This is a genomic window from Rhizobium sp. 05N430 (genome assembly GCF_056396985.1).
Map to the genome: position 1 here is coordinate 1 of NZ_JBFTMO010000007.1, position 25,882 is coordinate 25,882.

At 58.6% G+C, this 25,882-nt stretch carries 19 protein-coding genes and 2 tRNA genes; 5 read left to right on the top strand and 16 right to left on the bottom strand.

Annotated elements, in window-relative coordinates:
* Positions 1-174 precede the first annotated feature (174 nt).
* Positions 175-1,515 carry a PIN domain-containing protein gene (locus tag AC1DJO_RS15835; RefSeq protein ID WP_477971643.1) on the top strand — a complete coding sequence of 447 codons (1,341 nt, stop codon included), beginning with the start codon at positions 175-177 and terminating at the stop codon, positions 1,513-1,515.
* Positions 1,516-1,536: 21 nt separating this feature from the next.
* Complete coding sequence (locus AC1DJO_RS15840; protein WP_477971645.1) at positions 1,537-1,884, top strand: YaaC family protein; 348 nt, start codon at positions 1,537-1,539, stop codon at positions 1,882-1,884.
* Positions 1,885-2,012: 128 nt separating this feature from the next.
* Here the strand turns inward: AC1DJO_RS15840 and AC1DJO_RS15845 are convergent, their stop codons facing one another.
* Together AC1DJO_RS15845 and AC1DJO_RS15850 are read right to left on the bottom strand one after the other, a co-directional pair.
* Positions 2,013-4,352, bottom strand: coding sequence for a hypothetical protein (locus tag AC1DJO_RS15845; protein WP_477971647.1), 2,340 nt, complete (start codon positions 4,350-4,352; stop codon positions 2,013-2,015).
* Between the two features lie 116 nt (positions 4,353-4,468).
* Positions 4,469-5,353, bottom strand: a complete 885-nt coding sequence (locus AC1DJO_RS15850) for a hypothetical protein (protein WP_477971649.1) — start codon at positions 5,351-5,353, stop codon at positions 4,469-4,471.
* Positions 5,354-5,467: 114 nt separating this feature from the next.
* Here AC1DJO_RS15850 and AC1DJO_RS15855 point away from each other — a divergent pair, with 114 nt between their 5' ends.
* Complete coding sequence (locus AC1DJO_RS15855) at positions 5,468-6,028, top strand: hypothetical protein (protein WP_477971651.1); 561 nt, start codon at positions 5,468-5,470, stop codon at positions 6,026-6,028.
* A 63-nt stretch (positions 6,029-6,091) separates the two neighbouring features.
* Here the strand turns inward: AC1DJO_RS15855 and AC1DJO_RS15860 are convergent, their stop codons facing one another.
* Both AC1DJO_RS15860 and AC1DJO_RS15865 read right to left on the bottom strand, forming a co-directional pair.
* A complete protein-coding gene (locus tag AC1DJO_RS15860; RefSeq protein ID WP_477971652.1) occupies positions 6,092-6,847 on the bottom strand; it encodes a hypothetical protein in 756 nt (251 codons plus the stop codon).
* Positions 6,848-6,895: 48 nt separating this feature from the next.
* Positions 6,896-7,771: a hypothetical protein gene (locus AC1DJO_RS15865; RefSeq protein WP_477971653.1), complete on the bottom strand. Its 876-nt coding sequence runs from the start codon at positions 7,769-7,771 to the stop codon at positions 6,896-6,898.
* A gap of 224 nt (positions 7,772-7,995) precedes the next feature.
* Here AC1DJO_RS15865 and AC1DJO_RS15870 point away from each other — a divergent pair, with 224 nt between their 5' ends.
* Entirely contained in the window at positions 7,996-8,664 is a 669-nt protein-coding gene (locus tag AC1DJO_RS15870) for a hypothetical protein (RefSeq protein ID WP_477971655.1), read from the top strand.
* Between the two features lie 300 nt (positions 8,665-8,964).
* Here AC1DJO_RS15870 and AC1DJO_RS15875 read toward each other — a convergent pair whose 3' ends face one another.
* The 4 genes from AC1DJO_RS15875 to AC1DJO_RS15890 all read right to left on the bottom strand — a co-directional run bounded on the left by AC1DJO_RS15875 (position 8,965) and on the right by AC1DJO_RS15890 (position 13,812).
* A complete protein-coding gene (locus tag AC1DJO_RS15875; RefSeq protein WP_477971657.1) occupies positions 8,965-9,780 on the bottom strand; it encodes a hypothetical protein in 816 nt (271 codons plus the stop codon).
* Positions 9,781-10,099: 319 nt separating this feature from the next.
* Positions 10,100-10,867, bottom strand: a complete 768-nt coding sequence (locus AC1DJO_RS15880) for a metallophosphoesterase (protein WP_477971659.1) — start codon at positions 10,865-10,867, stop codon at positions 10,100-10,102.
* A gap of 108 nt (positions 10,868-10,975) precedes the next feature.
* Positions 10,976-11,950 (bottom strand): hypothetical protein, encoded by a 975-nt coding sequence (locus AC1DJO_RS15885; RefSeq protein ID WP_477971661.1) that lies wholly within the window; start codon positions 11,948-11,950, stop codon positions 10,976-10,978.
* A complete protein-coding gene (locus AC1DJO_RS15890; RefSeq protein ID WP_477971663.1) occupies positions 11,950-13,812 on the bottom strand; it encodes an AAA family ATPase in 1,863 nt (620 codons plus the stop codon). Before AC1DJO_RS15890 ends, AC1DJO_RS15885 begins: the two co-directional genes overlap by 1 nt.
* Before the next feature lie 735 nt (positions 13,813-14,547).
* Here AC1DJO_RS15890 and AC1DJO_RS15895 point away from each other — a divergent pair.
* A complete protein-coding gene (locus tag AC1DJO_RS15895; RefSeq protein WP_477971665.1) occupies positions 14,548-14,943 on the top strand; it encodes a helix-turn-helix domain-containing protein in 396 nt (131 codons plus the stop codon).
* A 601-nt stretch (positions 14,944-15,544) separates the two neighbouring features.
* Here AC1DJO_RS15895 and AC1DJO_RS15900 read toward each other — a convergent pair.
* From AC1DJO_RS15900 to bcsA, 8 genes are all read right to left on the bottom strand, one after another.
* Positions 15,545-15,618, bottom strand: a tRNA-Pro gene (locus AC1DJO_RS15900).
* An 8-nt stretch (positions 15,619-15,626) separates the two neighbouring features.
* Positions 15,627-15,721, bottom strand: a tRNA-Pro gene (locus tag AC1DJO_RS15905).
* 90 nt (positions 15,722-15,811) lie between these two features.
* Positions 15,812-16,426: an HAD family hydrolase gene (locus AC1DJO_RS15910; RefSeq protein WP_477972009.1), complete on the bottom strand. Its 615-nt coding sequence runs from the start codon at positions 16,424-16,426 to the stop codon at positions 15,812-15,814.
* A 96-nt stretch (positions 16,427-16,522) separates the two neighbouring features.
* On the bottom strand, positions 16,523-17,563 hold the full coding sequence (locus AC1DJO_RS15915; RefSeq protein ID WP_477971667.1) for a trans-3-hydroxy-L-proline dehydratase: 1,041 nt from the start codon (positions 17,561-17,563) through the stop codon (positions 16,523-16,525).
* A 55-nt stretch (positions 17,564-17,618) separates the two neighbouring features.
* Positions 17,619-20,057, bottom strand: a complete 2,439-nt coding sequence (locus AC1DJO_RS15920) for a cellulose synthase (RefSeq protein ID WP_477972011.1) — start codon at positions 20,055-20,057, stop codon at positions 17,619-17,621.
* A complete protein-coding gene (locus AC1DJO_RS15925; protein WP_112517006.1) occupies positions 20,054-21,100 on the bottom strand; it encodes a glycosyl hydrolase family 8 in 1,047 nt (348 codons plus the stop codon). The genes AC1DJO_RS15920 and AC1DJO_RS15925 overlap by 4 nt, the downstream gene beginning before the upstream one ends.
* A complete protein-coding gene (locus AC1DJO_RS15930; protein WP_477971669.1) occupies positions 21,097-23,664 on the bottom strand; it encodes a cellulose biosynthesis cyclic di-GMP-binding regulatory protein BcsB in 2,568 nt (855 codons plus the stop codon). The genes AC1DJO_RS15925 and AC1DJO_RS15930 overlap by 4 nt, the downstream gene beginning before the upstream one ends.
* The gene (bcsA, locus tag AC1DJO_RS15935) at positions 23,664-25,862 is read right to left on the bottom strand and encodes a UDP-forming cellulose synthase catalytic subunit (RefSeq protein WP_112537473.1); all 2,199 of its coding nucleotides are present in this window, start codon (positions 25,860-25,862) and stop codon (positions 23,664-23,666) included. Before bcsA ends, AC1DJO_RS15930 begins: the two co-directional genes overlap by 1 nt.
* Positions 25,863-25,882 lie beyond the last annotated feature (20 nt).

Here is a 25,882-nt window from a genome sequence, read left to right on the forward strand (position 1 = left end):
TCCGCTTCAAAAACAGTTCCAAACAGTTCCGCACATGAGCCCAAAACAGCAAAGGAGAAACGCAAGAGCTTGACCATCAAGACCGACACGAACGATACCTAAAAGGCGGGTCACTTCTCAGTGCAAATCCCGGGTCAACTCTCAGCGCAAATCAACAGACTGTTTTCCATCACAATGAAAGAGGGCGATCTATCGCCAGTTCTTGAGATGGTACGTCGGCTCTCGGAAAGAGGCAAGAAGGCGCTCGACCTTTACGTGAGTTCGGACATCCCCTTCCAGCTTGTCGCAGGCTTGTTCAGCGACAACCCGATCGCGTTCGCTGGTGGCATTGTCGAGATGGACGATGACGTTCGCACCTGCCTTGGCAACGATCTGGAAAGAGAGGCAGCTTACCAGCTCATCAGGAATAGCGAACGCCGCGGCGTCGTATTGGACGCTCATGCGGCTTGGACCGCTGCGACCCTCGACGTATTGGATGTCATCGAGGCTTCCCTTGGGCCAATGTACCTCCCACAATCTGCTCTCGACAGTCTGACAGAGTTCCGGGGGCATGATGACATCCGGAAATCGCCCTCCCTGACGCTCGTGAATAGAAACGGAGAAACACTCCGTCGGGAACACACCAAGGAGAGCATCGAGGAACGCGAAAAGTACGTCGACCAGCAAATCGGCAAGATCAAGAAAGCTTGTACCGTCGCACCTGTCGCAGCGCCAAATGACATCGAGCCCTTCGAAAGCATGATCTTGGAGCAGTGCGGAGAGCGTGTGTTTGATGCCGTTTACCTTTGCACCGATGGTCGGATATTATTGTCGGAAGACCTCCGCTACAGGCAATTTGCCAAGCTGATGCGCGTGGAAGGGCTTTGGACACAAGCGCTCTTGATGGAGGCCCTGAGCCGATCGGCCTTGTCGCCCCAACGATACGCTGACGCTGTCGTCAGCCTAGCCATCCTCCGCCATGCCCCGGTAGCCATCGACGCGCCCCTGATACGATTGGTCATCGACCATGATCCAAGCGGTGACCTGCGGACGCTCGAGGCGCTAGCTCGGTATATTGGCAGTCGAGGCGCGGATTACTTGTCTCATACTGGGGTCGTGCAGGAATTTATCAACGCGACCGCGGATGATCGATCCCTTGATCGGCTAGTGCGGCAGCGGTCGATCAGCATTCTACTGTGCAAACTAATCCGCCACACTGAAGACCGATGGCCCTGGGTGATGGCAGCCCTAGAAGAGCAGCTTCGCGTAGAAGACATGCAATATTTGAGAGGATGGCTCCGGGGCCATTTCCTGAATTCATCGCTAGTCTATGCCGCTCGCCGGCGTGTCAGCGCTTATGTCGTCCAGCAAGCCTTGGCCGCGAGTCGGCTCCTGTCTGACACGACGCCGGAGCGTGCACCGCTCGAGAGCGATGTCGCCCCCATGGTGACGCTGTCAACTACTCCGCGGCCACCGCGGACGACGGGGCGGCCAAGCCTTCCCCCAAGCAAGCGTAGGAAACGATGGCGAAGCTAAGACCAGCCTTTGGAGGAACCGATGGCTAAACAGGAAGTACGGTTGAAAGGTAAGGTCTGCCGACCACACAAGGCAGCAATTGCTCCGCTTCTGGATTCCCGCACCGCTTTGACTGACAGTCACTGGCAGTTTGTGGAGCTATCGCTCACGCGCGAGAAGCAGACAGACGCTCTATTGTACTGGCGTCAAGCGCGCGAATTCCATGCGGCCGCGAAAGACCTTTCCTCTCAAGCGTCTCCCCTGCCGCTCTACTGTTGCTATCTAAACGCAACGAAATGCCTACTGACTTCCAAGGGTGCAGTACCATCCTCACCATGGACTCAGGGAGAAGAAGCGGACGGCGAACGCACGGATCGATCTTTCGAATGAACGAGTCAAGCTTCTTGGCCGGGGTGTCGGTGGCGGAATCACGCCAACTGCATTGACAATTTAGCAATACGTTGGAGATAGTCCGGACGCACATACGCCATCGCCCGGACCGCTACCGACCTCACAGATCAAATTTTCGCGGCAACCGGCGACGTGTCGGCCGCAGCTCCAGTGGAACCAACGTCAGGGGCAAAATAGATGCGGGAGGTCGCCTCGGCCATGTCAAACGCGCTGGATGCGTAAATGTCTCCGAAATCTTTGCGCCGGTCATAGAGGTGGTACGGCTCAAGCTCCTGATGGGACAGGAGGATCACCCGGCGAGAGAACTCGGTATTGAGTGACTTGGCTAGTTCAATTTCATCCGCCGTAAACGCTGATAGCTTGGCAAGCATGATATACACCGCGAAGCGCTCTTTTGGAAAAGCGTCCGCAACTGCTCGCAGATGGTCAACGTCGTTGGCGTCGATCGCTCCTCCCGCATCTTTGCATTCACCGACAATCACCGCCGGCCTCAACGACCTTCTTTCGTGAGTCAAAACCACAAAGTCCGTCTCGCATACCGGGAGACCACTGGCCGCATCGAGCGGTTTGAGGTCGTATGACGCTCCGAAGCCATTGGTGTGAAACGTACTGCGTAGATTAACGTAGAGCTGCTGCAAGACCATGGCCACGGGAATGGCACCTGCAGCGTTCCTTTCGACCCCAAGCACGCCGGTTCGCCTATAGGCAAACTGTCCCTCCACCAACTGACGCGTAGCGTCAAAGTCTTCGCCACACAGTGGGCATCCGGCTCTCTGCTTCAGAGTGTCGAGAGGAGTCCAACTCCCAAGTTGACACGTTGGGCAGCGCAAATCCGCACCAATCCTGAAAAGACCTTTCTCAACTAGATGCGTGAAAACCATGGGTGGCGTAAGGTCCGTACCTCGACCTCGCCGTTCGATAAAGAGCTGCTTATGATCGGCGAAAACTGAACCGGTGACGTCGTCCTTGGAGCCAATTTTATTGGTAGCGTCATTTTTCGAAAAGGAATGTGTTGGACCGAATGACTTTATCAGCTTGCGTACACCGGGAATCTTGAAGGCGCGGACACCATCCAGGCCTCCCATGCTCGTAACGAGTTGGCGTGTTATCAGGCCGCTACCACTCAACTTAGCCCCGAACCCAGCGAGAGCGAACATTCGCTCAATCAGCGCTGGAATTGGCATGGCATTGAGCCGAAGATCGGATTCGGCGGTGTCGATGATGACACCAATATGTTCTGGCTCGAGCCGCAGGCTATCGTAACCAAAGACCATTTCTCGTCCAGCAAACTCGTTTAGCTCCGGAATGCATGGCGGGGAAAACGTATAATTGCTTCCGTCGCCGCCGCCTCCCAAGACCTGCACAGAGGCGACGAGTTGTTGCTCGTAGAACCATGTGTTCGAAGCGAACGGCTTATCCTTCAGCGCAAAACTTAAACGAGGCGATTGGCTCGATCCGCCGAACACGGCAAGGGCCGACTCTGTTCCGAAGTGCATCTTGGCCGGATGGACGTTGTGCCCGTTCCATGTGTGCTCGCTGACGCCACACGAAGTCCACGGTCCAGCACCCATAGTGTCGAGTGCGTTTTCACGATTGGCGTCAAGCGACCAGATCGCCGGTTTGTTGTGAAAGTCGTCGGCCCCAGCCAAACGGGCACGCAGGTTTGCTTCGGTGTCCGCTTTCACTAGGTCAAACCGTGCATGGTGATCGAGATCATGCCACGTTAATTGGATACCACAGGCTCGAAGGTTCCAGAATGTGACCAAGTCATCGACGTTGGTCGCCCTTCCCAGATAAAATCCCGGAAAGTCCCATCCTCCACGCGCGGAATAGTGTGGCGTTAGATCGTAGCGGCTCAGATGGGCTATACCTGGATGCTGAACAACCTCGACAGGTATGACGCCGCCATTCGCGATCGGCAAATCAATTGCTTGCACTGCCTGATCCAAGATGTCGCGGTAGTCGATTCCGACAGCGTGTGCGGCCGGATATTGGCCGAACTGCATAAGAAAAACGTCTGCAAGCGTATCGTCAGGGTCCCACGTGGCGACGCGAACTCCATGATCTACCATCGTCTTCCATTCGGGATCATCTCTCCGATGAACCATCAAGTTCCGTACGTCTAGTACCGTAGCCGTCCCTTCTCCGTCTCCATGTGCTGGATGAAATAAGCTAGGCGGAACTCGATGATTCTGAAGATATGCGTACTTCCCTTTAAACGCCCCGAGATCGGCATGCTCCCCCAGCGGAGTAACAATGTCCGGCCGGAACAGTTCGATAAGACGGTGCGCTTCCGGTCGATCGATCAGCACGATGGGATTGTATCGACCGCCCCACAAGCAATGGGTATACCTGACAGCAGCACGAATGCTGTCGAGGTCGCTGGAGTGTACCGCGAACGCAATTCGCAGCGGACGATATACGACGTCTACTCGGGCTGTTTCCATTTTCTACTTGTGCCATTGCATCCCAGTTCTGCCAATGGGCCGCATCGTTCCACTACAACCTAAGCATTTGACGATGCGTGTCCAACGCCCAGCAAAGGGGTGAGGAAACCGTATGATCATTGATCCAGGGCGTCAAACCTTAGACGCAGGACAAAGTCCTCTAAATTCAACGCCTGCTTATCGCAAAAGTCATTTATGTCGTACCAGCTTACATAGCGCGACGGCTGCATGATTCGCACGTGCGGCTCTTCGTCACCACGAGAGTTACTGTAGTGATCAATATCACCCACGCCGTACCGACTGAGAGACTTTCCCTTCTGCTTGAGCTCGGCATGTTTCAGGCCTAGAACGGCAGCAGCATCGTTGACATGGACAAGGGTGGCGTCCCCGGATTTAAGCTTAATCGCTCGACGAATTATCGCCAGAATAAACGCCCGATCATCGGGTGGCACGACACTCATTGAATCGATGAATTGGGAAAACTCTCTTTTACGTTTGTCCACCTCGCTTGGTCTGACGCAACAGTCAGGGAGTGTAGCCTCAAGTCGAACAAATGTTTCTGGCTTAGTCGGTCTAAGGCTGTCGGTCACATCAGTGTAACCGTCTTTGAAAGCCTTGCGAAGTGACGCGCCTACACCCTTCAGTTTTCCCTCGTGCTCTGACTTGATCTTTTTCACGACCTCGAGTGTGTATTCCTTCTCGTAGATTTTACTGTCAATTTGGGTGTGGTGTCCTCCGCACATAAGAACCAAATTCGCGACCTGTCGCCGGTCATTGTTCGTCATATTTTCATCAAACCGTGCGCCCTCCGGCATCGCAGCGCGAATATGACATATGTGTCCAAGTACAACGCCGTTACCATCGATAATGAGGTTGTCACATTCAGGCATGGCGCACTGATTACCCGAGAGAAGATAGAGCTGTCGTAACACCTCTGGCGATGGCGTTAGCCGCTTAGGTTTCTCGGCCTTTGGTTTTTTTGGTCTCGGTGCTTTTATCACGCCAAACATCCTCCCCATGCTACCCGCCGGCGATTTATCAATTGAGCTGCGACGAGTGTCAACTTATTGCTTGCGCTCGCTTATTGAGGACGATGGATAGGGAGGTAGTTGAATATGTCTTACGCCACGTTGATGACCCTTGCAGAGCTGCACTTCGAATGCGGACTTATCGGAATAGTTGAATTCTCAGAGCGCTGTGACATCGCCGCATGGGTGTTTGGCCTTCCCGGTTTCATAGACGATCCTCGTGACAGCGAAACTGCGGATCGAGACGCTGTGTCCAATGGCGAGGAAAACGAGCCTTGCCCCGTTTTTCGACTGGAGAGAAACGACGATCAGAGCGATGCTTCCTTATCCGACTACCTCCACTTCATGTTTCGCGGCTGGGTATTCACCAAAGCTGATCCCGATTTCTATCCGTCGACGCCGCACGGACACTGGCTCGACCAAAACCGCCCATGGCCGAAGATGGACCCGTATAACGGACGGGTCTTCAAGCGGAAGAACGTAGAGGCTACGGGAGAGCGTCTGAGCAAAGATGACCTCAAGCTTCTCTGGTCAGACGAGAAGTTTAAAGACTTTTGCCGCAGCCACATCGTCTGGTACATGGAAGAATTTCCACACCATCGGTTCCGCGTTGGAAGAGAAAAGCTATTCCGCTGGCCGCGGAATTGAATTCGCGCGCAGTGAAATTCCTGGAGGACAGACCTCGGTTTCCCGAAAATGGCCTAGAGCAATCTACCGAAATGCCAGCCGTAAATCTGGCCGAAAGACATGTCGCTGTGGCGCATAGGCCAACGTCGTAGCCAAGGGGAGCGTTGGATCATGCGAGAGTGGCAGGATGACTGAGTAGTTTCTAACAACGACTGTCGCTTTGCCACGCGCACCGTCCACATGGACTCTAAGTGGATCACTCCAGTAGGCCGCGGTTTCGGCCCTGTATTCCCTCTGGGGATCGCCCCGAAGAACCATCTGACTCGTCGTTGGTATGTGTTTGGTGAATGATCTCGGATTGAAAAACTGGTTTCGCATGGCAAGGCCGCCGGCTGTTAAGGCAACCCGATAACCGAACTGCTTGAAGAGAGCGAGGTAGCCGACGACCAGGAGAGCAATGATGTGGGCGTCAGAAAAGCGTTTAGGGAACGGACCGGGCTTGAGCAGCTCAGTGAGATGCCCGTCAAAATGCCGCCCTTTCCAGCTGTTGCATCCGTTCCCATATGGTTTGCCGCCGATGACTATTGTCTCACTGCAAAGAAGACCCAGACCGCTTCGATCGTTTTTTACCACTGCTTCGCGAACGCCTGCGGGGTCGTTCCTGACAGCTTGCTGCGGCAAAATATGCTCCAAGGAGAATTTCTCAAACTTGAGGGGCCTGCAACAAATCGGGCAGAGTAATGTGTCTGCATCCTGGAAAATCGGCATAAGGCGCACGAGGTCTTCGCGCATCGCTGTCCAGAGCTTCAGCTTGATGTCGGGAAGTTGAACGTCACCCATCCAGCGAGCACCCCCCTGTTTCCCAAGCGCGATATCGGCCGTCGCCGCTCATGGGATCATTCCTATCAGCCGATCGATTGGGTTTTGCAAATCGTATTGGAGGTGCTTTCCCGACCGAAAGGCTTCCTCGACATCGGGGCGGTCATTCGCGTAGAACACGGCGTTCTTGGCGTAGACTTGAATCGTTCGGTTACAAAAATCCACCTCTTCTGGACCAAGAACCAGTGTCATGAACCTTGGCTCCGTCGTATAGGCCATAGGTCTCGCATAAAGCATCGACAGGTGGGGCGTCAGCGGAACGAGAATTCTTGGCGACATAGGGGGGCCGCCTGGCGAGAGTACGTTATGACAAAACCCGTCGCCGAAAATGAATTCCCGATCTGGAGAAAATAGCGCCACAAACTTGCCGCAAGTTCCGATGTCTTTAACGGCAGCCCGGTGCATGTTCCGCATATTCATGCCGATTATGAGATTTCGCTCGCGCTCTTCCAAGGGGCCGCGAAAGCGCTCCGCCAATGAGACCGCCGCTTCGCGTGTCATGGGGCTACGGACGGCGAGCGACACCAGTCCTTCTACGAGAAGTGCAACTTGTTCATCCGCGACTGAACAAGAAATGATCCTACGCGCTACCGATCCCGTTCGATGCTCACGGGGCAAAGTGTCCAGCCACTGGATTACATACTTAAAGTTGGAATCCGCGGTATCGAATTCCTTTTCGAAAGATTCGTCCCAGACCGTGTGCTCGTTCGGGTCTGAGCTGAGCTTGATGTGATGGCCGTTTCCGATAACACCAAATTGCTTGGGGGGCGCGACACGCTCGGTTCCATCCGGGAGCAGCCAATGCACGACGCCTTGTTCATTCTTCCAAAACGCGGAGACAGATTCTGGCCACCAATGGTGTCGTTCAGACTTGAGTACTGCCATCTCTCGGGCTTCGCTAGGTAGAACCTGGGGTACTTGCGCCACCTGACAGTGGTCTGATTCGTATTGGATTTTCAATGCCTAGCTCTGCGTCCTTCCCACACCTGATAGTTCTGGCCGCAAGTTCGCCGAACGTCTGGCGACCGCGCGAGAAACTCACCCCATTGGAGGATTAATGTCGAGAATACTTGTGTTACAGATCACGCTACGGGTTTCGAGGAGAGAGAATGCGAGAATTGATGTTGGCCCTCGTGGTGACGCTGTCACCGGCAGTTGCCCTCGCGGAATGCGATTTCGACAAGCCCCTGGGCTCATGCCGTGCGACGATATCGATCGACAGCACTTCGGGATCGAAAGGAAGCTATTCAGCCGAAGCGACGGTGAAAAGCTCGGCTTCCCTTTGCTCGAAGGTGGAATACTTCCTCGACAACACCCCGCAGACTACCATTATCAAGAGCGGCACCAGCGAAGACGAGAGCCTGTTCGGGACCAAGCCAATCACTAAAAAATCGCTGCAGATCAGGAGATGCACTAAGTACGCCTCGAAAGTATCTGAGGGGAAGAGGCCGGGCGGAGGCGAGGTCGCCGACGGCGGGGCACGCTATTTCCAAGGAAGATGGACAGGATCGATCGGCTGGGGCATAGCGCGCGGACCCGTCACCTTGGACATCTCGGTCAGTGGAAGTCATGGGAGCGGGTCATCGCAATCCAGCGTCGGGGGGCCGCAACGGATTGATGGGACAATTTCGGGCAACCGGATGACGTACCAGCACGTCGACGAAGACGAGACCGTTACAGTCGTACTCATCAAGGTGAGCAACAATACTCTTTCCTACGACGCGTCGTCGGCGCAAGGGGGTGTGATCCACGTCACCGGCAAGCTTAACCGCCAGTAGGACGTCGATTTCGGGTATCGATCGACGGCATGTTCGCCTGAGGAGCCGCGACGAGAAACTAGCATCCCTCGCGGGAGGTTTCTTCATCCTGGTCAGATGCGTTAGTCTGCTTCGTTGCGTCCGACGACGCATCATTCATCACTGGCACCACCATCAGGGTAGATGGTGGAAACAGTGCGCATTAACGCCTGCTGCTCTCACAAAAAGCGACAAGGAAACCAAACCTGTCGGATTACAGACCTCAGGGCACAAAGATACGAGAAAGCAAAAGGCTGCTTCCTGATCCGCCGAGGTGGAGCATCATTGGTCACGAGCGTCAGCTAGGTCGACCAAAAATACATAAAGCGCCTCGATGAAGTGGGCCCGGCTTATCACGTATGCGATTTTGTCGGTATCCGGTGGACCGTCATCTGGGTTTATGTACCGGACGAGTTTATCGATTTCCTGGAATTCAAAAACGTATTCCAGTTGGTCGTTCAGAAAATCGAGCCATTCCGGCGGAGCGAACCCTGCTACCGCCGCTTCCCTGTCGCTCGTGAGCCCACGAACCGCAATGCTCAAAAGTCTTTCTCTATTAGCCTTGGCAACGATCTCATCACCGATTGGAACATCGGGATGCTTTCTCGCGGCCCTTCGGAGCATTTCCATCAGGAACGTGGGAAGCGCGGCTCTGAATTCGTCGAAGTGTAAATTCTCGACACCAAGGTCCCATGCGGCCATCAGGCTATCAAAGTCTTGGCCAAGCCCTGCACATAAAAGCTCTCCTCTGACATGGGAAAGTTGTCTGTCTCGGATATCCGGTTTGCCTTTGAAGTTCGGTAGATAACGACCGGAGCTTTTCCATTCGTAGAAGCTGTCGAACGAATACACCATTCCCTGGATGCGTATTTGGATGACGACGAGCCTTTCGTGGGTGACGTCAGCCCAAATCTCATACTCGCCAACAAGATAGTTTTCGATATCTCGGTAGATGGCCAGGATTGGTTCGTAGTCGAAAGGTCCTTCTTGCGCGAGGATGCTCCAAATGCCGTCTACCCCGCTACCGTCCAGGTGCCGCCATCGACCGGTGGCGTGATGGACGGTCACGCCGCTTGCGCACTTTGAATAGATTTCCACTCCTGGCCTTCCCTCCAGTGGCCGAGGGCACGCTCTCGGCTAACCACACTTGCTTCTTCGTATCAAAGGAAGCAAATCTGACAGAGAAAGTCAAATAACCCATTGAAGTCTTTAATTATTTTCGATTTATGCGGTTTGGCCAAGTCTTCGATTTCCGCAATCATTCGTCGTCGTATGGCATCGTGAAATGAACCAGGAATCTAGTTTCCCAAGACCTCAAAGGCTTTTCGGTCGACGCCCCCTCAAACCGTCGTTGGGTGTTCTGACAGGCCATGCCGTACCCAGCGACCATCACCAGCGCCGTACGGAGTCACTCCATCTAAATCTCGATCACTAAATTCGCGTCGAAAGCGGTCGCCTCACCAGGGTATCCTCGTGGATTGCAGACGATCCTGGTGAATCCAAGCATGTAGTCCATTCTTTGATGGACGTGGCCGTGGACCCATAGGTCGGGCTCGGCCTCGCGGATGAAGGTATCGCAATCGGAGGCATAACACGGTGCCAGTGTATCATCCCGGAACCACCGCGATATCGACCGAAGAGACGGCGCATGATGGGTGACAACGACCTTTTTTCTGACGTCGGCCCGAGACAAGCTCTCCGTCAAGAACTTGATGGAAGCGTCATGTCTCCGGAATGCATTTATGGGTTTGAATTTTCTGAACGGTTGTTTGGAGAGGTTGATCCGCTTGTAGTCGTTCATTCCCTGTTGAGCGAACCACATTGACGTTTCGGGATTGCTACCGAATAGCCGGAAATCGGTCCAAAGGGTCGCGCCGGCGAAAAGAACGTCGTCAATGACTACACCGCGGTCGTCGAGGAAGTGGATGCTCGGATAGCGGTCGCGCAACGCATTCGCCGCGGCGATGCTGTCTATCAGGAAGCTGCGGTAGAACTCGTGATTTCCAGCGACGAAGACCACCGGCACATCCGAACCAAAGCTTTTGGCAAGCCACTCAATGCTGGGCACAATGCCCCTGTCGACGACGTCGCCCGCGCATACAATGACGTCGATGTCACCTGGCGGAGTCGCGGGGAACGGTCTGCCGAACTCGAGATGAATGTCTGAGAAAATCCAGATTTTCATCGAAAAAGCACGGATTGAGCGGCGTTTACGGATATTGAGGTCATCGATCTCTCCAAGAGTGGCGGTGGATTATGCCGATAGCGTGCGATCTGTCCGCGCCTCACCAACCTATTCATTTAGAAATGGAGCATGCGGCAGATATCGGGCCGCGAAATGCCGACGCATGTTGATTGACAGGGCATCGTATTCGATCAGAAGTGTCCTGTATGACTCCTCGACCGAAAGCCATCCGCAATCCAGACGCCATCTACGATGGAAAACCCGATCGAGACTGTGACTGCTCCAAAACCTGAGAGACTTGAGGGCGTCTTGTCGGGTCTTGGTTTTCGGTGCGGTCTGGAGCCACTCCACGATACTCTCTTCGGTTATCACCGCCGTCTTCTCGATCTTCGCCGCAATATCGTCAGGGACGGTTGCAAGAGCCGCCTCCCGAGCACGGGTGAACCGCCGGTCTTTTGTGAAATCAAGGCCCCACTCCGACGGGTTGTCACGCCAGAATATTGTTTCGGCTCGCTCCGTCCATCGAGCACCAAGGACAAGGTCGAGGCTTTCGAACGCGCGAAACGCCTCCGGGGCCAAATATGCGGGGCCGCTGCCATGATCCGCCCTAATATTCGGACGTCGAAGTCCTGTTGGACTAGGTCGGTCGCGCGCTCCTGTGAAATGTCGATACTCAAGCAAGCTCACTTGCGCTGCCAAACAGACGATCACTGTCGCGACATCGTCCAATCGCGGAAGAATGCTAGGAAGCGCAGGCTCCGGATTGATTTGGATACCACCGCCGCCATCGAGAACTGCTTGACCTAGTGCGACCAATGCCTGGCAAGCAGATTGAAGAGCGTCGATATAGAGATGGTCCCAGTGATTGGCAGCCAAGTCCGGTAGGGCCGCCCACAGGAATTCGACCACGGGATCGAACCACTTGGGAGGCGATGGGAGTTGAGTCCCGCCGCCACGATCAGAAACTTTAATTCGCCTACCCAATGGTTCAAATCCGGCATCATCGAGCATCTCGCCGAGCGAACCCGCATATAGCTTACTCGACGCTGCCCGCCGGCCAGTAGATGTTGTTCGTTTCGCCATCACGTACCCGTCCTGAGCTGTGGCTTGGCAAGGCTGACAACCGTGCGCCTGTTGCTTTGCAAGACCTGGGCGACTTCGGGCCCGGTAACGGTCGAATTCGCCATCAATCTGTCGACGAGCGCGTCCAACGCCGGACGCTGCCTTTGTATGATGGACCTCGTCCTTGCAAGCTCGCTTTCCAACAACAAGTGGACCTGTTCTCGAAGTTCTGGATTGTACAAGCGCATGCGCGCGAACTCGCGTAGATCAGGAGCTTCTACCGCCAGCGTGCGGCCCATGCCTTGTGTACCCTCTATCATCGTCGCCAGATCGGTCGCCCTATTCAGGTCGGCCTCACTTGAACCCGATGCCCCGTCCGCGAAGCTTCCGAAGACTTCCATCTCTGCTGCGATACCCCCGAGGAAGACAGCTATGGTGTCGAGGTAGGTGGTCTTGGTCCTGGCCCGCACCAGTGAAGGTTTTGAATCGACGCTGCCAAGCACCCGGCTCTCGCCGCTGACCCACCATTTGGAGATCGCGATGCCTGAGACTTCATGGCCAATTTCATAGCTGACCAAGGCATGGCCGGCCTCGTGGACCGCGATCACCTTGACATATTCTTCTGGAAGCTTCTCGGTAACTGGAAGCTGATCGAAGATGTGGAGCGCACTAAAGCTTATACGTTGACGGCGGGCTGCTCGTCTCGCATCCCTGACAAGACGCTCGATCTCTGCGCCCGAGAACCCATCGGTAGCGAATTCAAACATCTCCGCATCAGCGGACGATAGCTCGATTCCAGTGTGAAACTTCAGAATGCCGCGACGCGAGGGGCCGTCGGGAAGCGTTAGCTCCAGATGCCGGTCAAGCCTTCCGGCTCGCAGAAGGGCGGCATCGACGAGCCGAGGATGGTTGCACGCAGCAACCACGACTACGCCCTCTCGACGTTCGAAGCCATCGAGCTGCTCAAGTGCACCTGTAATCACACCGTTGTGGTAGCCTGCGTTCCGGTCAGAAGTCGTACGTTTCCCCAAGGTGTCGAATTCATCGATGAACAAGATCGATGGTGCCTTATCCCGCGCCGCCTTGAAGGACGCTCGCATGGCTTTAAGATGCGCGTCCAGAGCGCCAGCTTCCTGCCATTTAGAAACCGAGCCATAGATGATCGGTACTTTGCAGGAATTGGCGAGAGCACTTGCGAACAGCGTTTTCCCGATGCCTGGGGGCCCGGAAAGAAGGACGCCAGCGTCGACGTCGTTCCAATCTATGAGACCAGATTTGTAATCTGCGAGGTCTTTCGCAAGATTTCGCCCCCACTCCACCGCAGGACCAAGGCCATGCATGTCATCAAGCGTGGGGCTCTCATCGCTGAAGGCCCTAGCGCGCTCGACCTCCTTGAGCCTCGCAGTTTCGCGTCGAAGACGTTCCAGAGCTTGAAGTGGACCACGCCGGTCTTGGAAGGCAGAGTGGAGCCGTGGCCAAGGTGCGGAAATTAGAAGCTCAACCAGCTTGTCGTCGATGGGAAGTCCAGCCCGGCGTAGTGCCGCCTTTGCGTACTCTGGAGAACGAGGCTCGACTTCGACCACGGCATCCGAAAACAGCCGCTCGTCGTCCGTAAGTCTGTACCCGGGAGGTGATAGAAAAATGCCTCGCCCGTTTTTCTCAGCGAGCGACTGATCACGATACGGCGAATTCGACCACTCGAAGATGTAGGTCTCCCAGTCCGACGACTTCCAAATCTCTCTCGCGAAAACTTGGGCTGCCTGCGAGTAGATGGGTTGATAGTAGTCCTCGTTGAAGATCAGGGTCGCTATGAACTTCCGCTCTATTCCATTCCAGGGCCGCAATGCGGCCGCGACCGAGCAGTATGCCATGTAGACCGGCACTGTTACGTACCGCCATTCTCGAGCACTCGTATTCCAAGGCACGCGGGACCGCTTGCCTGACGCATGGTTTGGCATCTTCGTTTCCAGTAGTGTGAAATTTGATCGGAGCGCGGCAGCTCCCGCTTGCGAGGATTTTAGTGCCTGTCGTCGGAACGGGGACTCCCTCCCAGCCCATGGAATAAGTGAATAAAGTCGCTGGGATGTGCGGGTGACGGTGCCAAGTCTGTCGACAAGGAAGCGCGCGCTGATGCAGGCGCGCGAGCGTTGGCAACGATAAGGTCAGCAATGGAAGACCAAACCGAGGATGTGTGGGGCCAATCTGCATTAAAGAGTTCAGGAGGCGACACCGCCGGATGCCGAACTTCAACGCGGGCCTCTAAATCCCCCGGCGAGTTTGAAAGGTATCTCATCTTCCAAACCAAGCCACCTCGCCAACCCTTAAACGGAACACAAATAGGCGAATCACTTCGGCGCATAAAAACCATCGTGTCTCCTGTGCATTTTTCATTCATGGAACATGTTTATACAGTGATTCATGAACAAATAAAGACCTTGATTCACGATGATTGACAACTAATGCTGCGAACCGGTTTTTCGTCGGGAATGAAGACGCCCACGTCACCAGCAGCGCTTCGTGTCGCACGATCCCTTACGAGACTTCACATCTCCGAAGTGTCTGAAATCTTGAAAATTCCACGACGGGCTATCGCAGCAGCGGAGCTCGGAACCTCTACTATGAATGAACACAACGTGCGGCTCCTCGAATTCTACGAATCGAGGGGCATCGAGTTTCTGGGCGAATTGAAGTTTGGGCGAGAGGTCGCGCGAGCTGGCGCTCGATGGCGGGCACCATCAAACGTCGACTTCACTGACGGTGAGCAATATCACACTGAGAAAGCTGGAACGTCTTTCGCTGCAGCTAGAAACCTGCTTGGCCTTAAACAAAGTCAAGTCGCTGCGGAGTCTGGTCTCGCGTCAAACGCCATCGGCAAACTGGAAACCGGTCAGCCTTGGCCGAGTGCCGTAGAGAAACTCCGCGCATTCTACATCGACAAAGGCGTCGAATTCCTCGGATGGAGTGACGCGCGCAGCCAGCTGAACTACGGCGTCGGCGTTCGTTGGCAATCGTGACCTTGTTCGTTCAATGACCACTACAACACCACAGGTCCCGGCTACTGGCTTATGAGCGGGAGCGTGCCTTTAAGGTGAGACCGACGAATCCTACTGGAAATGGCTACCCCGTTTACGCCCCGCAAGAGATAGCCCAACTTCGATCGTCATCGGCAGGACACGACGCTTCTTGACGGCGGGTTCGACGTGGATAGCCCGACACGGTTGATCTCCCTGTGAACAAGCCCACTCCCTGCGGTCGCGGGTCCATGGGCTCCGCCATTTGGTCGGCCCATGGGCCGTCTTTTCTTGTGAATTGGGCTGATCGCTCCGGCTATTACAAAGAATCGATATCCTGATCAGCCCAATTAAGCGGAATGCGCCTAGTCGGCGCATGCTTTTTATCTGAATAAAGTGTTCAGTTGGAGCCCGCTGCGAGGTCGGTGAACACGTCCACACTCATAACCCTTTGAAAGGTATGTATATGAACACGCGCATCGACTTCGTATAACGTTGTGCGCAAATCGAAGAGCCATGACATAAAAAAAGGCCGACGAAGAAGTATCTCGTCGGCCTTTCGGTATGTAAAAGGAAGGCGACCTAGCCAACCCTTTGAAAAATATCGGAATGGCCGGATTTGAACCGACGACCCCTTGACCCCCAGTCAAGTGCGCTACCAGACTGCGCTACATTCCGTCATGCCTTGGCTCGGTCGGTTTGAACACTGTCGCTGAGTCCGTATAATGAACCTGCGACCCCTTGACCCCCAGTCAAGTGCGCTACCGGGCTGCGCTACGCCCCGACCTGCCTAAACGGCTTGCATCGTTTAGTTTTTCGACGGCTTGAATGCAAGTGGAAAAAGGAGCTCCACCTGCAAAAAGCCGTGGCCCTATTTTGCAGTCGAGAGGACGAGTGCGCCGGGCTTGGCTTCGGCGCGGTAATCCACGTAGCTATCTGTTTCGGCGTGCGGTGTTTCGAACGGCGTTGCGTGGGTGGTGGTGATGACCACGACATCGGCACCGGCCGCCTCGCCTGCGAGGATCCCTGCGACGGCATCTTCGAACACGAGGCAGCGGGCCGGATCGACGCCGAGGCGCTTGGCGCCGAGGATGTAGCATTCCGGGCTCGGCTTGCCTGCGGAGACTTCTTCTCCCGTGACCATCACCTTCGGCAGCGGAATGCCCGCCGCCTTCAGGCGCTTGAAGGCGAGTTCGGCAGGGGCGGACGTCACGATCGCCCAGCGGTCGTCGGGGAGGCTTTTCACGAAATCGATGGCGCCGGGTATCTCGATGATGCCTTCGACATCTTCCATCTCGGCATCCAGCAGCAGCTTGGCCTCGTGGAAGGGATCGACGCCCGGCAGGCCGAGATTGCGGACAGTATCGGAGGCGCGCACGCCGTGCACCGTCTTCATGAAGACCTCAGGCTCCAGGCCGTGGCGCTTTGCCCAGTCGCCCCAGACGCGCTCCACGACGGCGATCGAATTCACCAGCGTGCCGTCCATGTCGAACAGGAAGGCGTCATAGTCTTTGCCGAAGATATTGGAATTGGGCACTGCGTATTCCTTGTCTGCTAAATGAGTGGCGGGCCTTGGCGCGGTTCAGCCGCTTTGCTTTTCCATCGGCCAGGTATCGGACAGGCGGTATCCGGACGGATAGGGATCGGACGGATCGAGCATCAGCTGCTGCGTTCCGGTCACCCAGGCGCGGCCGGATATGATCGGCACGATGCCGGGCTTGCCGCCGATATCGGCTTCGGAATCGATCGAGCAATGGAACTCGGAGCCGATGATCGAGCGGCCGGTGAATTTGTCGCCGACCTTCATCTGACCCTTGGCATGGAGAACCGCCATGCGGGCCGAGCAGCCGGTGCCGGTCGGCGAACGGTCGATCTTGCCGGGGCGGATGGCGACGGCGTTGGCGCCGGTCAGGATACCGTTCTCGACGACGACGGGGGCCGCGAACTGGCAGAAGGAGATGTGGTCCCAGCCGCTGTTGACGGGGTGGACGAAACCCAGCTGCTCGTTGGCCGCCTTGGTGATCTTCATGCCGAGTTCGGCGAGATCGCGGGCCTCGTGCGGGGCGATCGCAAAACCCAGAGCATGGGCATCGACGATGACGAAGCTGTCGCCGCCATAGGCGGTATCGACGGTGAGCGTGCCGAGCCCCTCGACCTCAAGCCTGGCATCGAGCTTGTCGGCGAAGGAGGCGACGTTCTTGACGCTGATGCGCTCGGCCTTGCCGTTCCTGCAGGTGGCCGTGACCTCGATGAGACCGGCCGGCGGCTCGATGATCATCTTCGTTTCCGGCTCCTGCATCGGGATGATGCCGGTATCGAGCAGCACGGTCGCGACGCAGATGGAATTCGAGCCGGACATCGGCGGCGTGTCTGCCGGCTCCATGATGATCCAGCCCATCTGTGCCTTCGGGTTCTTCGGCGGCACCAAGAGGTTCACATGACGGAAGACGCCGCCGCGCGGCTCGTTGAGCACGAAGTTGCGCAGCGTCTCGTCGCTGGCGATGAAGCGGGACTGGTCCCAGACAGTCTCGCCCGGCGGCGGCGCGACGCCACCGACGATCACATCCCCCACCTCGCCTTCGGCATGGCAGGTAACGACATGGATGACCTTGGATGTTCTCATCGCGCGAGTCCCTCTTGCGGAACCTGTCTATCCGCGGCAGGCGCGATTGCCAAGGTCAGTAAACGGTATCGGGGTGCGTTGCGTTGCGGACATCGGCCAAGCYGCGGTTGGCATCCTTGCTGCCGGTCGCAGCAGCCGCCTCGAAGACGCGCGTGGCGTCGCCATACATCTTGAGGTTCAGGTAGCAGTAGCCGCGCAGCACCATCAGGTCGATGGTTTCCTGCTTCAGCTGGGCGCGCTGGTCGAGGAAGATCAGCGTCTCGCGGTAGCGCTTGGCGCCATAGGCCGAAAGCGCCCGGTCGGCGAGAATGGCAACCTGGAGCTCGGCGGCGCGCTGGCGGTTCTGCGGTGCCCGGGTTGCGGCAACGGCGGCGTTGTTGGAAAGGCCGGCGCGCAGGTAGGCAAGGCTCTGGCCGTAGGCGGCATCTTCGCGGTTCTGACGAACCGGGCTCTTCAGCGCTGTCTCGAAGGCACCGATCGCCTCCATCGGGCGGTTGAGGTCCATCAGGCACCAGCCACGGTTCAGCGCATCGCCCGGGTTCAGCATATCGGCGTCAACGGTCGTGGAGCAGCCGCGCGGCTGGCGGCCGCCGCGTTCGACGTTGCGCGTCTGCAGCGGCTCGGCATAATCGGCGACCGGGGCGCGCGGGCGCGGGCGAAGTGCAGCCTGCTGCTGCTGTTGAACGGGCTGCTGCTGGTATTGCTGGACTGGCTGATACTGCTGGTATTGTTGCGGCTGCGCCTGCACCGACTGCATCTGTTGCTGCACCGGCTGTACGGCTTGTTGCTGAACAGGTGCGACCGCGGCAGGAGCGCCGGTCTGCGGTGCCTGGCCGGGCCCCGGAAGCGGCTGCGATGTGTTCGGCGTCAGCGACGAGGTATCGTCGAGCGTTGCGATACGCTGCGAATGACCGGCCCAGAGACGCTGCACTTCGGCAACGCCTTTGCGGTCGTTCAGCTGCTCGCGGGTGATCGCCAGGCCGTAGGCGGACGGCTCGTCATCCGGCTTCCAGCGCAGCGCCGTCTCGAACCAGCGGGCAGCTGTCTGCGGCTGGTTCAGCGAGCGCGCATACCAGCCGAACTGCTGGGCGGTCGGGACATATTTCTGGGCGATGATTTCGGCGGCCATGCGGCCCAGCACATCCTCGCTGAGATTGGCGGGCGGCTGAAGCGCCATGACGTTGGCGGTCGCGGCCAGATAGGTGTCCATGGCGTCTTTGGAGTCCGTGCGCCATTTATACATGACGTCTTCGGCTTCCTGCGGCGCCTTTCTGTCGATGAGGGCCAGCGCCAGACCTTCGGACGCGGATGCGCTGTCTTCCTTGGTGCGGGCGGCGCGGAACCACTTCTCGGCGTCCTCGGCATTCTGGCGGCGCAGCTGATACCAGCCGAGCAACAGCGCATCGGCCGGCTGGCCCTGCGCTTCGGCAAGCCGCTCGACCCGGGAGATATAATCGGGCGCCACCATCAGCTTGTCGTCGGCATTGCCCTCGGCGAGGAAGCGGCGGGCCAGATCATCACGAATGGCATCGAATTCGCGGGCGCCGCTAACGGCAGGCTGCTCGAGAGCGAGCAGCGACTGCATCGGCTGGTAGGGCAGAACGGACGCCGCCTTCTGGATCGTCGCCAGGCGCTCCTGCGCATTGGTGCAGTTCTTCAGGATGTAGCTATAGGCATCGACGCCGCGCTGCTGGCGGTCGCTGCTGACGAAGGCTTCGGCAACGCGCCAGAGAACGTCGATATCACTGCAGGTCAGCAGGCTCGGAGTCGCCGAGCCGATATCGATGACCGTCGCGTATTGCTTGAGATCGGAGGCATTGACCAGCCGCGCCCGCGCTTCGGCAACGTCGAGGCGGTCGAGCAGGTCTGCGGGCGGCTGCCAGGCTGCCTCGGCCGTCTGCCGATCGGCGATCGCCTTGCGAAGCTCCGCGTAGCGGCCTTCGGAATAGAGCTGCCACATGGTTTCGAGCTGCCTGTCGCCGCTTTGCGGAACGGCGAGCGGATCGGCTGGCGGCACCCAGTTCGGGTAGAGCGCCTGGAGACGCGAGATTTCGGCCTGCAGACGCACCTTGTCGCCGCGGCTGGCGAAATAGCGCAGCGCGCTCTCATCGACCTTCGGCTGCGCCTGCGATTGCGGTGCGGATGTCTGCTGCTGGACGGGCTGCGGCGGCGTCTGCTGGGCGGTCTCGACCGGCGTCATCGCTGCGCTGGCGGGCGGCTGAGGCTGCGGTGTTGCGATAACGGGGGCTGGCGCCTGCGTCTGCGCCGTGAGGACGGGTGCTGCGGCCTGCAGACGATCGGTGATTGCCTGGACGTCGATCTTCGGATCGGCCGGCGCATCCGGCCCCTTGATCCGCTCCATCAGCATCAGGTTCGGAGCCTTCTCCTCTTCGCCCATCCCGAAACGCTGCTGAAGCGCCGCACGATCCTTCAGGCCGGTGATGACACCAGCCACCACGACCGCGGCGGAAATTGCAACGAGAGAGGACTTCACAGACACTCCGGATGTTTCTCCCCGACAAAGGCCAGCCCGAGCAGCTGGAGGGTGGACGGATAGTAGAGCGCTGGCGAGAACTGCAAGGCTGATTCTGGCAGCCTTGTGCCATTTACTACACAGGCCACAACATCGTTAACAATTCGATAACCGGCATCGGAAAGCGCGGCTTTCGGTTTACCTGTCGTTAGATCGATGGTGGCCGGAGCACCGTCTACCGTCATCCCCTCCTGCAGCCGGGAGAGCAGCGCCTTGTCGGCAATGCCGGCGCGGGCGAGATAAAGCGGGATGCGAACCGAGTTATAGGCAAACTCGGCATCGAAGCCTTCGGCCGGGGCCGGCATGCGCGCCAGGCTCACCCATTCGGCGGGCAGTTTGCGCGGGCCGAACTGCATAGAGCGCAGCAGCGCCAGCCCGTCATCCGTCAGTTTCTGCCACTGATCGGATGGCGCGAGCAGCGCCATCACCGGCAGGGCCTCATAGATCCAGTAGGACGGGTTGATGACCGGGCCGTCCTTGCGGCCCGGCGGCATGAAGCCTTCCACACCCGGCATCAGCAGCGTCCGCCCGCCCGATTGCACGACTGCCTCTGTCAGCAGCGAATGCGCCATCTTGGCGGCAGCCTCGATATAATCAGGCTTGTTCCAGGCCGTGCCTGCCAGCGCCAGGGCATAGGCGATCAAGAGATCGCCGTCGGACGCGTTGTTGGTGTCGGTGACATGCGGCTTGGAGGCCGGATCCCATTTCCACACTGCCAATCCATCATTGCGCAGCAGCAGCTCGGTGCGGGTGAAATACCAGATCTGCTCGAAATCGGACGGGCTGTTCGCCAGATAGGAAAGCAGCAGGCCATAGCCCTGCCCTTCGCTATGGCTGATATTGCCGTTACCGTTGTCGATGACGCGGCCGGTCTGATCGACGAACTGCGTCTTGTAGGCGGCCCAGGCCTGCGGGGCGACGAGCACCTGCTGAGCGGCCACCGGCTGCCACAGCACGGTGAGCGCGACGGCGCCTGCCATCAGCCGTGCCGCGAGCGCCCTCATTTTCCGCGCCCCAGCCGGCCGAGCATGCTCGATGTCGTAACGCCGATCAGGATAGACAGGACGACGAGGAGGAAGGCGTAGGACAGGATGTTGGTCGACAGCCAGTTAGCGGCGATCAGCCGGTAGTTGGCGATCGTACCGGTCTGCGAGGGAACGAAATCGAAGCGCGTCACCGGCACGCTTTCGACCTTGCCGGTCTTCGACGAATAGGTGGTGATATGGCCGGAGATTTGCGGCCAGTTCGCCTGCGAGGTCAGCGCTTCGGCGCCTTCGCGCAGATCCTTGGCGGATGGCGCGGTGACCAGCGTCCAGGTGCCACCGCCTTCGGGGCTTGCCCCCTGGGCGACCATCATGGTCGCGACGTTCGACGGCGCGAAGACTTCTTCCGCGCCGGGCACGAATTGCAGCGAGCTCAGCGAGATATCGAAGTTGCGGCGCATCCACTCCTGGAAAGCCGTCACCTGGCCGCTCCAGGCGCCACCGCTGACTTTCGAGCGCCATTCATCGAAGGCTGCATTGGTATCCGTCTGCGCCGCCTGGGTGTCGGGCACCGGGCGCCACGAGGCCTGGCTGGCGGTCGCCACGTTGACCTGCGAGAGCGCGGTCGCCGGAAGCTGCGAGATCGAGCCGATGAAGATCGCGTCGCGATCGCCGATCGTGCTTGGCGACGCCGAGGTTTCGATATCGATCGGGTGACCGGCGACGCTTGCCATCTGGCCAAGCAGCGTCGCGGTCGCCGACAGCGTATCGGCATCGGCGCGATCGATGAACAGCGGCATCGGTCCGGTCAGCCGTCCGTAGGGATAGGCGGTGCCTGCCATCGCCGCGAGATTGGGCCGCTGGCCGACGCGGGCGAAATCCGGCATGTGGAATTCGGTGGTGTCGAACAGGGCGAAACGCGGCGTGCTGGCGGCCGTCGAGCCCGGCACGCAGGCGGCATCGTCCTTGGTCTGCAGGATCGCCTCAAGCGCGAGCTCGTTCAGGCCCGGCTTGAAGTGCCGCATGGTCACGCGGATCGGCAGATGGCGCAGGATGCCGCCGCCGGTCGAGGTGATCGGCACGGTCGAGGCAATGTTGCCGTTCACATAGATATCGATATGGCTGCCGGGCAGCACATTCTCGGTATAGGCAGCATCGAGCAGCACCGTCGCCTCGCCATAGGCATTGGCGTAGAAATCGGCGGGAACGGCGACGTTGAAATCGGTCCTGAACCGGCGGCCGGAGAATTCGGTGGTCTTGACGCCGAGTTGCTGGAAGCTGAGTCGGGTATCCTCGAAGAGCAGCGGCGCATCCGGCGCCGTCCAGCGCTGCGTCGTCAGTACGTCGCGGCGGACCGCCGGCGAGCGGTCGGTCGGCGACACGATCGTATCGATCGCCGCCGAGATTGCCGGCCAGGACGGACCGCTGATCAGAAGCACGGTCGCGCCGCTCCGCGGATCGGTGGCAAAGGTGGCAAGCGGGGCAGCCTGAACGGCCGGCGGCAGTGCCGGGAAGTAAGGCGCAAGCTCGGCCGGCGTCCCGACGAGAACACTGAGCTTTCCGGCCCCACCTGCAGGCACCCGGTCGGTGCTGAACGAGAAGGTCTGGTTCGGCATTCCGCTCAGCACAGAGAGGCCCTGGGTCAATCGCAGCAGCGGCTTGGTGGTGCCTGGCTGTTCGAGCGCCGGGACCAGCAGGTCGAATTCGGTTTTGCCGGCGCCATCGACACCGATCGCGCGGATCGCATCGGTGCTCGAAAGCTTGGCGGCATCCTGTCCGGCGAAACTGAAATAGGTCTGTGACGGATCGATGTTCGACCAGAGTTCATAGGTCGACTGGATGCTGCAATCGGTGCGGTGGCGCTGATTGGTCTCGAAGGTCAGAAGATTGGCGCCTGGCTGCAAGAGACCGCGCGGCACGTCGAAACTGACCGAGGACTGGCTGTCGGGCGAGCCGACCTGCTGCTGGCCGACCGGCCGGTTGTTGATCAGCACCGTCAGCTGCGAGGCCTCGGGGGCGACGACGATCGAGTTCTGATAGGCGAAATTGAACTTTGCCGGTGCAGCCGCCTGCTCCGGCGTCAGATAGACGGTCCAGGACTTGCGGTCGTACTCGCCTTCAAGGCCGAACTTTGCTGCCGGTACGACGTAACGCACGACATTTCCGGCCGCACGCGCAGCCGAGGCCGCATCCGGCGCTGCCGCTTGCTCGGCGGAGGGCGCCTGCGGCGCCGGTTGCTGGACATTGACCGGCACGGCAGGAACAGGCGCTGCCGGGACCGACGCCGGCGCTGCGGCCGGTTGCGAAAAGACGGGCGGCGTTGCCGGAACGGCGGCCGTTGGCGCGGCTTGCGGGGGTGTTGCCGGGATGGGTGCGGCGGAGACAGGGGCGGCAGGAACGGGTGCCGGCTGTGGCGGAATGGCGGCTGGCTGCTGGGCGGGAAGCGTCAGCCGCGGCACCATCGGCTGCAGCCCGGTCGGGCGTTCACCGGACATGTCGAAAGGCGCAGGCGCCTGGGCGGTCTGCGCATAAGCGATCGCCGAGGCGCTGAGAAGCAGGGCGGAGGCAGCGGCAAGCTTCTTCATCAGCTGTTCGCCTTTGCCGTCTGTTGCTGCTGCTGAGCCTGTTCGCGCTCCGGCCGCATGCTGCGGAAGAAGTAAACCAGGCCGCGGCTCGTCTGATAGAGCGACAGGCCGAGGAACCAGATGGTGCCGCGGATCAGCCCCGGATTGCGGCGGCGGCCCTGCTGGAACTGCGTCCACTGATCGGAATTGGCAAACATTAGGTCGGCGATCAGCCGGTGATCGAGCGCGCTCTTCGGAATATATTGGCAGCCGACCGCGGTGATATCGCCCGAGGGCTCGATGTTGCGGACGATGAGCGGCAAGGTTTCGAGATCGGCACCGCTATAGGGACGGAACCGGATCTCGCCTTCGGCGCCGATCGCCATCAGGTCGAGCTGCTTGTTGAACACGTGCAGACGGGCGCCATGGACCGAGACGTCCTCGATCGAGGCGGTATACCACTTTCCATTGACGCCGAGTTCGCAGCGCCGATTGACGCGCACGCGCCGCGACGAGGAACGCTCGCCACGCTCGGAGACCACACCCAGTGCACAGCCGGCCATAATCAGGTTGATGATGTTCCAGCCGCCGACGACGAGCGTCACGTCGGCCTTATAGGGCTCGGCATAGATGCGGTAGATGGTGATGATCAATGCGATTATCTGCACCGCGAAAATCACGAAGAACGGACGGCTGATTTCCGACAGGCGGCTGACGGCGATCGATTCGTCCTTCGCCGTCACCTTGAAGGTCGGCTTGCGTGGATTGAGCATCACGGAGACGACGGCGGGCAGCAGATGAACGGTCTGCACATACTCGTAGAGCTCGGAAATCCATGGCCAGCGGAACGAACCATAGAGATAGTTCTGCATCATCAGGTTCACGAGCATGTAGGCTAGCGTATAGGCCAGGAACTCGCCGCCCGATGCGGTGAAGATTTCGAGATCGAAGAACAGGTAGAAGAGCGGCGCGAAGAGGAAGATCGTGCGCGGGAACGGGAAGAGCCAGAACAGCGTCGAGGACATGTAGCAGAGGCGCTGCGGGATCGTCAGGCCGCGCTTCAGGAGCGGGAAGCGGAAACGCAGGATCTGCATCATGCCCTGTGCCCAGCGGCTGCGCTGGCCGATGAAGCTGGCGAAGGTGGCAGGCTGCAGGCCAGCGATCAGCGGCTTGTCGACATAGATCGAGTTCCAGCCGGTGCCATGCAGCGCCAGCGCCGTTTCGCAGTCCTCGGTGATGCTGATACCGGAGAAGCCGCCCTGGCTTTCCAGCGCCCGGCGGCTGAGAACCGCAGCCGAGCCGCAGAAGAAGGCGGCATTCCACTTGTCGAGGCCGCGCTGGATGATGCCGTAGAACATCTCGTTCTCGCTCGGCATGTTGTCGAAGGTGCGCAGGTTGCGCTCGAGCGGATCCGGATTGATGAAGAAATGCGGCGTCTGGACCAGGAAGAGCTTCGGGTCGTCGTCGAAATAGCCGACCGTTTCCAGCAGGAAGTCGCGCGCCGGGGCGTGGTCGGCGTCGAAGACGGCGATCAGTTCGCCGGTCGAGTGCTTCATGCCGTTGTTGAGATTGCCGGCCTTGGCATGCTCGTTGCGCTCGCGGGTCAGGTATTTGACGTCGAGATCTTCGCAAAGCTGCTTCAACTCATTGTGCCGCGCGGCGGCGGCCTGGGCTTCGACAAGCTTGTTGGAATTGCGCTTCTGAAGCGTGCCACCGTCATCAAGCAGCCAGACATGCAGCTTGTCGGCCGGATAATCCATTGCCTTGGCGGCTGCCAGAGTGTTGGCGAGCAGATGCGCGTCTTCGTTATAGGACGGCACGAAGACATCGACATGCGGGTGGCGGTCATTGCGGGCAGCGCGCGACGGGCGCGGCGGCAGCGGCGTGGCGACGATGAAAAGGCTGAGCGCCAGCATGGCGACCGAATACATTTCAGCGAGGTAGAGAAGCAGACCGGGAATGAAATTCTCGAGCTGGTTGACCGGCGGCAGGGTGTTCGTCGTTCGCCAATAGACATAGCGCAGAACGATAGAGGTACCGAAGGCGAGCGCGATCAGCCGCCAGGTCCCCTCGCCCTTCATCACCTTGATGATCGCCATGATGGTGACCACGGTGATGCTGGCGATGAGCTGCGTCTGCAGATTCACCGGCAGAGTGATCAATGCGATCACGCAGAGCGAGACAACCGCCCATATGAGGATGCTTCGGGCCTTATGCATCGACGTCCCTTCGAAATAAC